This window comes from Cellvibrio sp. OA-2007 (genome assembly GCF_000953825.1).
In the GTDB taxonomy this organism is placed as follows: Bacteria; Pseudomonadota; Gammaproteobacteria; order Pseudomonadales; family Cellvibrionaceae; genus Cellvibrio.
Genome location: NZ_BBUL01000093.1, coordinates 63,405 through 77,118, shown reverse-complemented (window position 1 = coordinate 77,118; position 13,714 = coordinate 63,405). Strand labels below are relative to the sequence as shown.

General features: G+C 42.9%; 15 protein-coding genes and 1 tRNA gene. 14 read left to right on the top strand and 2 right to left on the bottom strand.

What is annotated here, in order from left to right; translation table 11 throughout:
* Window positions 1–50: 50 nt before the first annotated feature.
* The 5 genes from AWU77_RS14030 (at window position 51) to AWU77_RS14010 (ending at window position 3,287) form a co-directional block, all read left to right on the top strand.
* Entirely contained in the window at window positions 51–1,118 is a 1,068-nt protein-coding gene (locus AWU77_RS14030) for an adenosine deaminase (RefSeq protein WP_062064554.1), read from the top strand.
* A 57-nt stretch (window positions 1,119–1,175) separates the two neighbouring features.
* Window positions 1,176–1,754: a phosphoribosyltransferase gene (locus AWU77_RS14025; protein WP_062064552.1), complete on the top strand. Its 579-nt coding sequence runs from the start codon at window positions 1,176–1,178 to the stop codon at window positions 1,752–1,754.
* A 239-nt stretch (window positions 1,755–1,993) separates the two neighbouring features.
* Window positions 1,994–2,069: transfer RNA gene (locus tag AWU77_RS14020), tRNA-Phe, on the top strand.
* Between the two features lie 268 nt (window positions 2,070–2,337).
* A complete protein-coding gene (locus AWU77_RS14015) occupies window positions 2,338–2,559 on the top strand; it encodes a hypothetical protein (RefSeq protein ID WP_062064550.1) in 222 nt (73 codons plus the stop codon).
* Window positions 2,556–3,287: a nucleotidyl transferase AbiEii/AbiGii toxin family protein gene (locus AWU77_RS14010; protein WP_062064548.1), complete on the top strand. Its 732-nt coding sequence runs from the start codon at window positions 2,556–2,558 to the stop codon at window positions 3,285–3,287. The genes AWU77_RS14015 and AWU77_RS14010 overlap by 4 nt, the downstream gene beginning before the upstream one ends.
* A gap of 140 nt (window positions 3,288–3,427) precedes the next feature.
* Here AWU77_RS14010 and AWU77_RS14005 read toward each other — a convergent pair whose 3' ends face one another.
* Both AWU77_RS14005 and AWU77_RS14000 read right to left on the bottom strand, forming a co-directional pair.
* Window positions 3,428–4,417 carry a tyrosine-type recombinase/integrase gene (locus AWU77_RS14005; RefSeq protein WP_062064546.1) on the bottom strand — a complete coding sequence of 330 codons (990 nt, stop codon included), beginning with the start codon at window positions 4,415–4,417 and terminating at the stop codon, window positions 3,428–3,430.
* Complete coding sequence (locus tag AWU77_RS14000; RefSeq protein WP_084618407.1) at window positions 4,407–5,108, bottom strand: helix-turn-helix domain-containing protein; 702 nt, start codon at window positions 5,106–5,108, stop codon at window positions 4,407–4,409. The genes AWU77_RS14005 and AWU77_RS14000 overlap by 11 nt, the downstream gene beginning before the upstream one ends.
* Before the next feature lie 118 nt (window positions 5,109–5,226).
* On the opposite strand from AWU77_RS14000, the gene AWU77_RS13995 reads away from it, so the two are divergent.
* The 9 genes from AWU77_RS13995 to AWU77_RS13955 all read left to right on the top strand — a co-directional run bounded on the left by AWU77_RS13995 (window position 5,227) and on the right by AWU77_RS13955 (window position 13,699).
* Entirely contained in the window at window positions 5,227–5,436 is a 210-nt protein-coding gene (locus AWU77_RS13995) for a helix-turn-helix domain-containing protein (protein ID WP_062064542.1), read from the top strand.
* 91 nt (window positions 5,437–5,527) lie between these two features.
* Window positions 5,528–7,348, top strand: a complete 1,821-nt coding sequence (locus AWU77_RS13990) for a replication endonuclease (RefSeq protein ID WP_062064540.1) — start codon at window positions 5,528–5,530, stop codon at window positions 7,346–7,348.
* Window positions 7,349–7,417: 69 nt separating this feature from the next.
* Window positions 7,418–7,699 carry a single-stranded DNA-binding protein gene (locus tag AWU77_RS13985; RefSeq protein ID WP_062064537.1) on the top strand — a complete coding sequence of 94 codons (282 nt, stop codon included), beginning with the start codon at window positions 7,418–7,420 and terminating at the stop codon, window positions 7,697–7,699.
* Between the two features lie 274 nt (window positions 7,700–7,973).
* Entirely contained in the window at window positions 7,974–8,192 is a 219-nt protein-coding gene (locus AWU77_RS13975) for a hypothetical protein (protein ID WP_062064534.1), read from the top strand.
* A 264-nt stretch (window positions 8,193–8,456) separates the two neighbouring features.
* Window positions 8,457–9,806, top strand: coding sequence for a hypothetical protein (locus AWU77_RS13970; protein ID WP_062064531.1), 1,350 nt, complete (start codon window positions 8,457–8,459; stop codon window positions 9,804–9,806).
* Between the two features lie 10 nt (window positions 9,807–9,816).
* Window positions 9,817–10,098: a DUF2523 family protein gene (locus AWU77_RS20155; protein WP_084618405.1), complete on the top strand. Its 282-nt coding sequence runs from the start codon at window positions 9,817–9,819 to the stop codon at window positions 10,096–10,098.
* A 5-nt stretch (window positions 10,099–10,103) separates the two neighbouring features.
* The gene (locus tag AWU77_RS13965; protein WP_062064530.1) at window positions 10,104–11,180 is read left to right on the top strand and encodes a zonular occludens toxin domain-containing protein; all 1,077 of its coding nucleotides are present in this window, start codon (window positions 10,104–10,106) and stop codon (window positions 11,178–11,180) included.
* Window positions 11,177–12,412, top strand: coding sequence for a type II secretion system protein GspD (locus tag AWU77_RS13960; protein ID WP_062064528.1), 1,236 nt, complete (start codon window positions 11,177–11,179; stop codon window positions 12,410–12,412). The genes AWU77_RS13965 and AWU77_RS13960 overlap by 4 nt, the downstream gene beginning before the upstream one ends.
* Before the next feature lie 63 nt (window positions 12,413–12,475).
* Window positions 12,476–13,699 (top strand): MFS transporter, encoded by a 1,224-nt coding sequence (locus AWU77_RS13955; RefSeq protein WP_062064526.1) that lies wholly within the window; start codon window positions 12,476–12,478, stop codon window positions 13,697–13,699.
* The last annotated feature ends 15 nt before the right edge of the window (window positions 13,700–13,714 follow it).

Genomic DNA, 13,714 nt, shown 5'->3' with positions numbered 1-13,714 from the left:
TGCGGTGAGATTGCGATAAACAGTGAACCTATCGGGAAAGGAGAATAAATATGATTCCATCGGTGATTGCTCCGGATTTTTCCGGCATACCTAAACTCAATGAATTGGCCTCGCGCGATTTTTTAGCTGGCCTGCCCAAAGCAGAGTTGCATTTGCATCTCGATGGAGCTTTGTCGCCAGCGCTTATGTTTAAATTGGCGCAGCGCAACCAGGTGGAGTTGCCCTATAAATCCATCGCGGAAATTGAAGCCGCCTATCAATTCACCAATCTGCAAAGTTTTTTAGATGTGTATTATCGCGGTGCGTCGGTGCTCAATACTGAGCAGGACTTTTACGATCTCACTCGCGATTATTTTGCAAAATGCAAAGCCGATAATGTGCAGCACACGGAGTTGTCGTTTGACCCGCAAACTCATACCGAGCGCGGTATTGCGTTTGCCACGGTAATCAGCGGCATTTTGCGGGCGATGGCTGATGCCAAAAAAGACTGGGGTATTAGCGCAAAGTTGGTGATGGATTTTTTGCGACACTTAAGTGCCGAGAGTGCGATGAAAACGCTGGAGGAATCCCTGCCGTGGAAAGATAAAATTATCGCCGTCGGTTTGGACAGTTCTGAGTTAGGTCATCCTCCTAGTAAATTTACCGAAGTCTTCGCCCGCGCTCGCACAGAAGGTTATCGTGTGGTTGCTCACGCAGGGGAAGAGGGCCCGCCGAGTTATATTTGGGAGGCGATTGAACTATTAAATGTTGAGCGCATCGATCACGGTGTGCGTTGTGATGAAGATGCGAAGTTGATGGACTACCTGCGCGAAACGCAAATTCCGCTCACAGTGTGCCCGCTCTCCAATGTGCGCTTGTGTGTGTTCGATACTATGGCCGAACACAATCTATTTACGCTGCTGGATGCAGGTTTGCGTGTAATGATTAACTCGGATGATCCCACTTATTTTGGTGGATATCTCAACGACAACTATTTTGCTCTCGCCGATGCGTTTCCCGTAACCCGCGAACAGGCGTTGTTATTAGCTCACCATAGTTTTACCTCGAGTTTTATTAGCGATGATGAAAAGCTGAAGTTTATTGGACAGCTAAAAAACTACGCAAACAATTTTCAGTAGTATTTCAATGCCATTAGTATTTCAATACCAATCGTATTTCGACAATAGGTAAGCGCGATGGATAAACATTTTATAACCGCCAATGAGCTCTTGCTCGATTCATTCAAATTAGGCGAGCAAATTTATCAGCGCGGATTTCGCCCGCATTTTATTGTTGGTGTCTGGCGTGGCGGCTCACCGGTGGGCATTGCGGTGCAGGAATATTTGGAATACATGGGTATTGCGACCGATCATATCGCAATTCGCACGTCGTCCTATTATGGTATCGATAAACAGAGCAAAGACATTCGTGTGCATGGTTTGGATTACATTATTAAAAACGTTAATGCCGATCAGGAATTATTGATTGTCGATGACGTGTTTGATTCCGGTCGTTCGATACAGGCCATTATCGACGAAATCAAACGCAAGTCCCGCCGCAATACACCCAACGTAATAAAAATTGCCTGCCCCTGGTATAAACCCGCGCGCAATGTCACCGAGTTAACCCCGGATTTTTACGTGCACGCCACCGACCGCTGGTTAGTATTTCCGCACGAATTGTGCGGCTTGACCCCACCGGAAATTTTGCAGGGCAAGGGCAGTGAAATCGCCGATACCATTGCGCGCGCAAAGGATGGCGACGACTTTAAATAATAGGCTGTTTGCCCTGTGATCTGATGAGTGAATGCTTGAATAGAGGGTTAGCTGATAGAGCGTGCGCGCACCGGAAAATACACAAGTGTATTAAATGAGCGATTTGCGCTGTGAAAATAACCATATCAGTCAGGATTCAATTTTTTTTAATCCCGACTATTGACTCAAAAAGGCCAAACAGGTTTAATACGCGCCTCTTGCAGTGCAGCGCTTAGCAAACACTGAACAAGAAGCGACACGCCCAGATAGCTCAGTCGGTAGAGCAGTGGATTGAAAATCCTCGTGTCCCTGGTTCGATTCCGGGTCTGGGCACCATTAATTCCTTATGAATCAATTGCTTACTAAGGTAGTAATTTGATTTATTAAATGCAGTGACTACAGTCTGCCTACTAAAAGCCTCCACCAAAATGGGGGCTTTTTAGTTTCTCCCCTCTCCCCCGCATTTCTCAACAAATATAATGACAAATAAAATAATTGACATGTCTGTCAGTAAGTCATATCTTTTGATCAAATATGAGCAATTGCTAATCGCTCCAGTCCCGTCAGTTGCTTTATAGCTTGTACCCTAATTTGGCAAAACGCCATGAACAACGTCATTCAATGTATTGATAGAAAAGAGTATCCAGAGCTTGATCTCATTTTGTGGGACAGGGTTGATCGCCTTATTGTTCCTCAGGATGCCTTTTTAAAATATGAACAGCGTTGGCGTTATGTCGACCAAGCTAAGCTAACCCCAAAAGAATGCCAGCTTATTGAGTGCCTTACCCAAAGTTATGGTAAGGGCTTCTTTTTGGCTGCTGCATGACGTTTCATCGTCCCCATCATCAAAGAATTCTCCAAGTGTTACAAAAGTTTGATGCTCTCTATTTGGCTGAGCATTCGATTCTTTTTGGCGGTGGTACCCGTATTGCTTTGGAAATTGAAGAGTATCGTGAATCTGTTGATATAGATTTCTTCTGTGTGACGCCAACTTCATATCGAGCTGTCAGGAATGAGGTATCTGAAAAAAGCTTGGGTGCTCTTTTGATGCCAAACGAGTCGCTCTCTTTTTTCCGTGATATTCGTGCAGATAGAGATGGTGTAAGAACATCTATTGCTTTTCCAGATGGCGATCCTATAAAGCTAGAGTTCGTGCATTTTGACTATTTTGATTTTCATGCCGATAGTCGCTCGGATCTTTTCCCTGTGCCATTTATAGATAGGGAGTCTTGCTTTCTGTCCAAGCTTTTGGCCAATGCCGATAGATATAGCAATGGCGATAATAAGGACATATTTGATTTATGCATGATGCACAGGCATTGGGGAGCAATTCCTGCTGATGTTTGGACGCGAGCGGATATTAAATATGGTTTAAAAACTGTATGTCGTGCGCTTGAGAGATCGCTTTCCCTGATACTCTCAGATCCTCAGGCTGCTTTAAAAATTGCTATAGATCGACTTAGTATTAATCCTGATCTTGCGCAAAAGCTTGTAGCTGAATATGCACAATCCTTCCTAGACGAAGTTATAAGTATTAATTCAAGCACTAATTGAATTATTCATTAACTTTTGTACTCACCGAAAGATGGTCGTCCGCCTGGTTTGGAGCATAGTCCCGCAGGCGGTACCGGCCAACCATGCGCCTCATAGATTTGTCACGGCTAGTTGAACCACGCATTTCATTTTGTAAACACTTAGGCTATAAATTTCAGTGGGCACTTTTCGGGAGTATCCGCTAGATGTTCTGGTGCAAAGTGCGCATAGCGCATGGTCATGGTTAGCGTCGAGTGCCCCAATATTTTTTGCAGTGTGAGAATGTCGCCGCCGTTCATTAAATAATGGCTCGCAAATGTGTGGCGACAAACATGCGTTAGTTGCCCTGCAGGTAGTTCGATATTTGCCCGTTCTACAGCCTTCCTAAATGCTCCTGCGCAACTCTCGAAAAGCTTCCCTGTTTTACCTCTCACATAATTTTCAATTACTGTATCTTTATAGGGGACTGATCGGGTCTTGCCGCTTTTGGTCTTGCTGAATGTGATGCGCCCGTCTCTAACTTGTTGGCCGTTTAATCCCTCCGCTTCACCCCATCGTGCACCTGTTGCCAGGCATATGCGCGCAACAATAACTGCCGATGGATTGGTGCTATTTTCAAGCTCAACCATCAGTCTTTTAATTTGCTCTGTAGTGAGCCAGGCTAATTCTGTTTCGTCGAATTTTATTGCTTTCAATTTTCTAAATGGATTGGGTAGCGTCCATTCTCCCGCGCGGTCTAATTCGTTAAAAACTGCTTTTATGTAGGCAAGCTCATGATTTACTGTATTGGGCGTCACCTTATCTTCATCGAGGCGTAATGAGCGATAGTAAGCAAAGTCTTTTGCTGTAACGCTTGACGCGATCGGGTTGCGCATTTTTTCTGAAATTTGATATAGCTTGCTTTTTCGTCGTATGCCATCTTTTAATGTTTGCCCATGCAGCATCCACCACTTTTCAATGAGTTCATTCAGTGTTCGTTTATCACGCTCTGACGCATTCCATTCCTTTTTTTGGCCTACGTTTGCTAATGCAAACTTCTCAAATCTAGCTGCCTCAATCTTCGTATCAAATTTTTTTCGAATACGTTTTCCGCTACGTCCATTTGTGTATAAATCTACAAGCCACTTTTCCCCCTCTTTTTTAATTGTCATACGGTTCTTCTCCATTTTTCCAGGCAATAAAGCGCTCGTAGTTCTTTGTATTTTCATTGGGCTTCAATAGTTCTTTATAGGCTATAATTAAAGTTGAACTTGTGCTTTGTACTATTGAATCTTCTGCCTCGAAATATTCTGCTTTTAACACAAGATCATGATCAATTTTGGAAAGTTCTTCTCGCAGTTTAATTAAGCTATTCCTGCCCCCGTGATCTGAGTCGAAATTCAGTATTCCTGATCCTATCCAAATAACATTTACAACAGATGCTGATGTGGTGTGATAGACATTTGTTTGATTGATTTCAATTAATACTGCCAGATTTGATTCGTCACTCTTCGACTGGATAAAAACAACTTTTCTAAACAAATTTTCTTTAACAATACATCTACTAATTCCACGCGCATCGACATGATCGATCACCCTCAAATAAGAGTCCCTATCTGACGGGACCTGAGCTCCTAGCGGTGCGATGTGTTGAGCACCGTCTGTTTTCTGTGTTAGCAACCAGTAGGCAAATTGCGGCAGGGCTTTAGCTATGCCTTCCAGAACGTCACCTCTTGGGATTCGGCCCTCACTTTCTATTCCCTCTATGGTTCTCCCCGGGATTCCAATTTTGTCCCCGAACGCCTCTCTGGTCATGTGTAGAGCTGTACGTATTGCGCGAATTCGCCTGGCTAGGGTTGACATTAATGACGGACCTCGCTATTTTAAAAATACATTTTTTCAGGGGATTTGTTCTTGAATTCATGTATTAAATCGTGAATGGCCCCAATTGTCCAGAATTGTGTTGTAACGAGGGTAAATAGTGGAAAACGAACACAAACCCGCCGTCCAAGCCACTACCCCAATAGTGACCAAGGCGCGATTCTCAGAAATGAGCGGATTAAGTGAGGAAACGTTGCGTGGAATGATCGAGCGCGGACACCTGCCGACTTTGAAGGTAGGCAAACACCGCATGATCAATGTGGCACTACTCACGAAAGAATGTTTAGAGCAGGACTTTGAAAGGTTTTAGAAGGTAGCCATACCAGCGCCAACTGGTATGGCTGAGTGGGGCGCGCCAACGCCCCGAGTTTGTCCCAGCTTCGCAAAAAGAGGAACAGCTCATGGTATCACCACATACCATGCCTGGCCAATTCATAGGTTTTGATGGCCAGCAACATCAGTTTTCAGTTCTGGACCAGTTCGGGACAGTTGACTGTGCAAAATTCCGACGTCAGATTTTTGATCGTGTCGGCCCGCTTCAGTCTGCTGCCGCGGCTTCATACCTGCATGCTGCGCAGAAAAACGGCCATGTTGCTGCTAATTCGTTCTTGCGAAATCTGGATCAAAAACTTTCGATTTCTGAATCCTCTTTTTCACTGCTTTCAGCTGATGGGTATCGTGATGTCTGCGATTATGCCAGTGAGGTCGCACTAGCGTGCGACTGGATCAGGAATTCTATCTCTGATTCCAGTCAACTTGATTATGAAGAAACCTTTCAACATTTGGTGTTGTTCATCGCCAGATTTCAGATTGATCCTCCTTCCGTTCGCCCTGATCGTTCCGATCTCCCAGCTGCAATAAATCGCCTGTGTTGCCCTCTGTGGTGGCGCAGACAGTTACGAAAAATGCAGGCCGATCGCATTGAATCCGTTGCGCGCGATCTGCGCCAGGTACATGCAAAAAATTCTCAATACTGCTCGCATGTTTCAACAGCAAATTGCCGTGTCCGCAAACATGCCAATCGAAATTATCTGGAATCTAAAATTGCTGTTAATGAGCTGGATCAGGAATTCACATTGTCAGAACTATCCGATTTAGGCGTTTCTAATCCAGCAATCCGGAGATATGAATTAATCACGCGCGTAAAGGGTTTCGAGTCCGTTTCGAAGCTTTTAGGACATGAGGGGGTTTTTATAACACTGACCACCCCATCCAAATTTCACCGTATGACAAAAATTACGGTTAGTGACGGCAAAGCGGTTGTTGTTCCAAACAAAGCATATGCGGGACTGACTCCGCGTGATGCGCAGGAATATCTGTCCGGTCTATGGGCAAAAATGCAGGCAAAATTCAGTCGTTTGCAAATTAAGCCTTATGGATTTCGTATTGCTGAGCCACATCATGACGGTACACCGCATTGGCACTTCCTTCTGTTTTCATCATCTGAAAATCTACAAATTATTTCTGAGGTTTTTCATCATTACGCATTGCAGGATTCGCCTAGTGAAAAAGGCGCGAGAGAACGTCGATTGAAAATCGAGAAAATTAAACAGGGAATTAACAATAAAACAGGACGTGAGTATTCGGCCATTGGGTATCTAATTAAATACATTTGCAAAAATATAGATGGTTACGGCGTAGACAATAAAAACGTTCATGGCGGTCAGGACTGGGCAAATAAAAATGCTTCTGATATCGCCGAAAAAATCGAAGCATGGTCACGCACGCACCGCATTAGACAATTCCAACAAATTGGAGGTGCCAGCGTGACTGTATGGCGAGAACTACGTCGTTTATCTGAGCAGGATGGAGAATTGGAGGCGCTTAGACAGGCAGCTGCAGATGGTAATTGGGATCAATTTGTTTTGCTCATGGGAGGTCCAACAGTTCGTCGCGATGAACAGACGGTTCGACCATCGTATGCGGCATCTCAACAGATTGATAAAACGTCTGGTGTAATTGTCCCCGCTACTAAAACTCGTTACGGCGATGAAGCAAAAGAACGCGTTGTCGGCGTTTTGTATGCTGGCCTTACTGTGCTGAGTCGAATTCACACCTGGGATGTCCGTGATAACGAAAAGCTTCGCCTTGCACGTCAAAAAATAATGGATGGCATTGTCGAAATTGTCACCGAAATTAGTGAACAAAACTCACACCTTTATCCAGCTCATATTATGAGTTCTTTTAAATCAAATTCAATTCCTTTGGGCGCACCGCGTTAGCGGTGCGCCCCTTGGACTTGTTTCAATAACTCTACGCTCGTTATTTTTAATCAAAAAGAGGCTTTAAAAATGGTAAAAGTTTCGGTTGTTAATGGTCATCATTTCCCCCAATCACGAAATACATCAAAAGGGGTTCGTTATTATCAGTCTGCATATGTGCATCTCGGTGGTGCATACCCGCATGAGATCGAAATCCCATTGAAAACTCCTGCTGATGCATTTCCGGTTGGAGATTATGAAGTGGGTGTTGGGAGCTTTCGAGTAGGTAAATATAAAAATTTGGAACTCAATCCATTTGAACTCAAATTGGAGATTTTGAAAGCTGCCGGTGTTTTATCAAAAGCGGGTTAATCCAAAAGTGATTTGTTTAACTTTCTTGGCTGATGGATCTGTTCATGCAGAACAAATCGATGCCATTGATCAATCGAGCTGCACCGGATTCGTTGTGTTGCAGCCTATTGATTCGAGCATAACTAATCTACCTCCTGATCCTGAAGTGATTTCAGAATTTTTTGGTCTCGGCCTGTATTGGGTGGTGGGTTGTTATCTGGCAGCGTTCGCAGTTGGTTCGTTGTCAAAATTGTTGCGACGATAGTCGTTAATTTACTTTTACTTTGGAGTTTCTATGAAAAGTCTTATTTCAAAAAAAATTGCTGTTCTTTCTGCAGTCGTACTGGCTGTAGCTGCTTCAGCATCTAATGCGGCCGGTTTTTCCGACCTGACTGCAGCGATCTCTTTTGCTGATGTCATTGCCGCCATTTTTGCAATTGGTGTATTAGTTCTGAGTGTTGATATGGCAATGCTCGGTTTCCATAAGGTTCGCCAAATTGCCAAGGCTAAATAAATGGTGATGTAGAGGGGGTTAGCCCCCTCTTTTTATAAATTAACTCTTGGTTTTTATATGGATCCTAACTGGTGGTATTTCGCATTTTTGTTGTTGGGCGTTGCATGTGGTAGCGCAATTATTAAGGGGCTCGATTTATGAAATTCAGAGTATTTTTTATCTATTTAGGTGTGATTATTGTATTGCTTCCAATTGTTTATTTATTTCATTTGTCTCTCGAATATTTTTCGTAATTCGGTTTTAGGTTTGACAGAGGTTTGGGTTATGAAATTAAAGTTTTCTTTGGCGTTCGTGGTAATTTCTATCTTCATACTACCGTTTGCTAACGCTGCTACCCAGCCGGCCTACAGCGGTAGAATGAATAATACGCTAGGTTCTATCTACCAAACTAAAGCCACAAAGCTCGGTTTTGCTGCAAATGACCCTAGGTTTACATCTTCCGTTAAATCTATCAGTGCTCGTTCCACCGCGTTAGCTGGTGGTTTCTCCGGAGGAATATTGGCTACTGCTAAATGGCCGCGGTTGCTATTGACTGCCGGAATTTTTACGTTGGCTGATATTGCGCAGGATCTGTCTACAGATCCAAACCTGAAGGTTCAATGGAATGACGATCAAACACTTAAGCTTTCTGGTCTTCCAGGTAATGCTGATTATGCCTCGTTTCCTATTTGTTCCACCGGTCAGTCGCTAATCTCTAGCGTGGGAACGAGTTATGATGGTTTTTGCGTTAATACTGCACGCAATGCTTTTTCCCGTATTTCTACACGTTCAGTTTCTTGTAATTCAGGCGCTGCGGTTCAAGCGCTCTGCTCCCAAAAAACGTTAATTCAATATGTGAATTCCTCTTTTTCTGGGGCTGCTCAGACGCCTTTAAGCTCTTATCCGTATTGGCGAATTACCAACGCTTTTCTTATCAATTCCACAGAAGATACCAATTCATATAATGTGGTTTATTCGTATGTTGCTCCATCTGGAGTTGTGTTGACCCCGCCGTCACCTGCTACTGAAAGTCTATCTCCCGAAGCTGCTTTGGCTGCATTGCCAGAAGCCTATATGAATAAACCTTTGTCTGATGAGCAAATCGCGAATGCAGCGAACACTATGTTGCAAAATGCTCACGCACATTCACCATTGGCCATGCCGGAACTTGCTGCCAATCCTGTTACGCTTGCGGATGTGAATGCATGGCGCATTCAAAACCCTCAAGCTATACCTACAGTTGCCGATTTATTTTCTCCGGTTGCTGCACCTGGTTCCGGCTCAGTTCTAATTCCTAATCCTGCTGTAGATCCTACAGCTGAAGTCACTCCGGGAACCCAGGTTATTAATGTCGAAGCAAAGGTCGAGTGGGGTGTTTTTACGCCGCCCACTCTTGATGAGACTCCAACCGCAAACAATATCCTGGACCCGCTGTTTAATTTTTTCCCCAGTTGGGCCGATTACAGCATGCCTTCACATCACGCTGAATGCCCCCAACCGCAATTCACCGTATTCGGTCACACATATACATTTGATCAGCTTTGTACATACGCTGAAATGATGCGGCCACAGCTTCAGGCGATTTTTATGGTTTGTTGGACAATCGTTGTATTTTTCATAATTTTATCTGCGTAGTGGGTGGGATATGGGCGCATTACTGACGAATATTTTTGGTTGGGTATTTCGAACAATAATTATTAAATTTTTCCTTTTTACCGCTCTATTTTTAGTTGTTTCAGAGTTTTCTAATTACCTTATGACAAAGTTTTCTGCTTTTAATCCTGCTGCTTTGAATTCCAGTTTAGGGGCTCTATCGCCTGCGATGTGGTACTTCATTGACCTCACGATGTTTTCAGTGGGTTTTCCGATGATTGTCTCAGCATACATAACCAGATTTGCTATTCGTCGTATTCCACTGTTGGGCTAATTTTTATGAGTATTAATGCATATACAGGCCTACAGGGGTCTGGAAAGTCCTACGAGGTTGTTCTTTCTGTAATTATTCCAGCAATAGCACAAGGTCGGCGAGTGGTTACCAATATTGATGGTATCGATTCAGATGGTATCCGTGCCTACATTCATGAAAAGCAATCCATCCCATTAGATCAGCTTGGTTTTGCTGTTCATGTGGATAATTCCAAGATTACCGAAAGAAATTTTTTCCCATGTAATTACCACGAATTGGATTCTGCCGACACCGTTGTTAAACCGGGCGATTTGGTTGCAGTAGATGAAGCCTGGCGTTTCTGGGGAGTTGATTGCAAAATCTCCGAAGAACATAGGATTTTTTTTCGTGAGCATCGACATTTTGTGGACTCACAGACTGGTGTTGCCTGCGATTTGGTTTTTATGGTTCAGGATATATCTGATATTCACCGCATTTTGAAAGTTGTGGTTGAAATGTCTTTTCGTTGCCACAAGGCGAAGGCTTTGGGAATGAATAGTGTTTATAACGTATCTATGTGGGAGGGCTGGAAGCAGCATCAAAAAAATGTTGTTCAGGACTGGATGAGAACATACGATAAAAATATATTTCCTCTCTATCGATCATATGCAAGCGATGTTCAGGGGCAGGAAGTTGCATCCGATTCGAGGCAAAATATTTTTGCCGATAAACGACTACTGACTAAAATCGTCTTCTTTTTGATTCTGTGTGCCTTTTGTGCATATAGAATTTTTTTATTTTTCAATGAAAAAATTCATCCATCGGGGGCTACTCCGCAAGCTTCCACATCATCACCATCGCAATCTCAATCACAAGTTCCCGTCAATTCGGCTCAGTCGCAATCTGCTGCTGTCCAGCGGTGGCGCATTGTTGGTGTGATTGAAGTTGACGGATTTCGCTCCGTGGTTCTGGAGAGCGACGGTGCTATTAGGCTAGAGAGTATTTCGAAATTCTCAGGTTATGGCTCAAGTCTGCGGGGTACTGTAGATGGTCAGGAAGTTACCCGATTCTCTGGTATCACCAAATCCAAATCTCAGTTTTCGACTACAGGGAATTCAAAATGAAATCCATTTTAATAATTATCTTTTCTACTTTGCTTGTATGTAAGGTTAGCGCCCAGCCTTCAATTTTATTGGATGTTGATCGTATGACAGTTTCGCAGGTCATACAATTAGTTTATCAGGATGCACTACCAGAGGACCCTTATTATATGGCTCCAGAGGTTTCTTATGATGATCGTATGGTTTCATTCCGATATTCATCTAATCGAAAGTCTTTTAAAGCTCATTTTTCCACTTTTTTGGATGATCTTGGATATGCAATTATTCGTAAAAATTCTACAGATTTCATCGTCAAAAAGGACGTTTTTTCGTCAGACGCAGAAAACCCGAATGTTGAGATTTTCTACTACCGACCACAATACCGCACCTCCGACTATCTGGTTGAAATTCTTTCACCTCTGTTTCAAGGGAAGTTTACCTCTCGCCGCCAAATTTCTGAGCCTGTACCATCTGGCTCTCAGGCTGCTCCACAGGATTCCGCGCTAGCTCAACAATCTGTTGGTGGGAATGACCAATTAATTTTTTCCGGTTCAAAATCTGAGGTCGGGGTATTAAAAAAGTTACTTTCTCAGGTTGATAATGATCCAGGTCAGGTTTTTGTTACTGGAATCCTCTTTGAGGTTCAAACATCTAGCCAGTCAGGATCAGCAATCAATCTCGTTGCATCTCTTCTCAAAAATAAATTAAATTTTAACTTTGGTTTTCCTGGGGCGGCTGACAACTATGTGTCATTTCAATCAGGTGATTTTGATGCTGTTTTCCGTGCGTTAGATTCGGATAATCGGTTTAAAATTTTGTCGAATCCGACAGTCAGGGTCGCATCAGGTAAAAATGCCGTTTTTACCGTGGGTGAGGATGTTCCTGTTTTGGGAAGTGTCACTTATTCATCAAACGCCATGCCGGTTCAATCTGTCGATTACCGATCTAGCGGGGTAATTTTTGATATTTCTCCGACTATTCGAGATTCAGTAATTGATGTATCCATCAATCAAGAAATTTCCTCTTTTGTTACTACAACAACCGGCGTTAATAATTCTCCCACTCTTACAAAACGTCAAATTCAGACCCAAGTCTCCATGAAAAGCGGTGATGCTTTTGTTATTGGAGGCCTCCGGGAAAACAAGACTGCCGGCGGTAGCTCTAAATTCAAATATCTCCCAGACTTTTTGTCATCTAAAAACTCTGAGGAGAAATCATCAGAAATTCTCTTGTTTATAAAAGTTAATCGGGTTTAACGCCCGCAGCGAGTTTCGAGCGAGGACGATAAACCCGATCAACTTTTTTGGTGTTGTTTACCTATGAGTCGCAATTTATATTTTTTGTTTGGCAGTCAGACGCTTATTATTTTTAGTGTTGTTCTTGTTGTGTTTACAATCGGTATGGTGGCATTTAATGAAACGCTTTCACTGCTATCTTTCAGTCAAATTGTTATTTGTGGATATGTCCCTGAACTTATCGTCGCTCCATTTTTAGGTGGTCTAATAGATAGATACAATCGTGGTCTCATAATTTTAATTTGTAATTTTCTCCACTTTACGATCTTTCTATCGTTATCTATTTTTATTTTCCTGTTCGATTTTGATCTGGTGGTGTTTTCCATTTTTATTGTTTTACTTTCCCTAGTCTCGGGCGTCCATCGTGTGGCTTATAACACCATCCTGTCTGTAATTACTGATAACCCTCTAAATTATCCGCGACTTAACGGTAATATTCAGTCCGGTATTGCTATTGCGCATATTGTTGCGCCTCTAGTTGCTGGATTCATGATTGAGAGCTCCTCCCTGTTTGTTGTTATCTGTATGGTTACTCTTATTTCGCTATTTTCAATGTGTTTAATGCGTGTTGTCTATTGCCCTGATTATGTGCCTCTCAGTGATAAGAAATCACAACCAGTTTTTGGCTTTATATGCGGTTTTCGGGAAATTTTTCATAATAAAATTCTATATAAATTATTGTATCTTCATGGGTTTTTTAATTTCGCACGCAGTGCTGCAGTTGTAGTTTTTACCCCGCTGATTTTATCAATAGGATCTGAATCGGATTTGGGGGTTTTGCGTTCGATTGCTGGTATTGGAATTGGTTTAGGCGCGCTTTTAATTTCTAAATTAATTATTCCTAGACCTATTATTACTCGTTATAAAATTTGTACTACTTCTGTCGCTCTATGCGCCGTTTTTATTATTTTTATAGGTGTTTCACACAACCTGTTGGTTGTTGGTGTTTCAGTTTTTTTTCTCTTTTCACTAACCCCAATTTTGGCGGGAACCGCTAATGCAGTTTGGTTGGAATCCGTTCCCGTTGGGATTCAGGGCAGAGTTTTTGGGGCACGAGATGCGATTGTTGGAGGGGGGTCTACAGCGGCATTTGTATGTGCTCCCTGGTTCGCTGAGTTTTTTCAGCGCTCAGGTTTTTGTTCTTCTATGTCTCATTCATTATCACTATCGTACGTTTGTTTTGGATTCCTACTGCTAGCTGTGGCACTGCCACAGCTGATTAGGTTTCCGAGGTATTTTTCCGATTGATGGTGTCGAAATGCA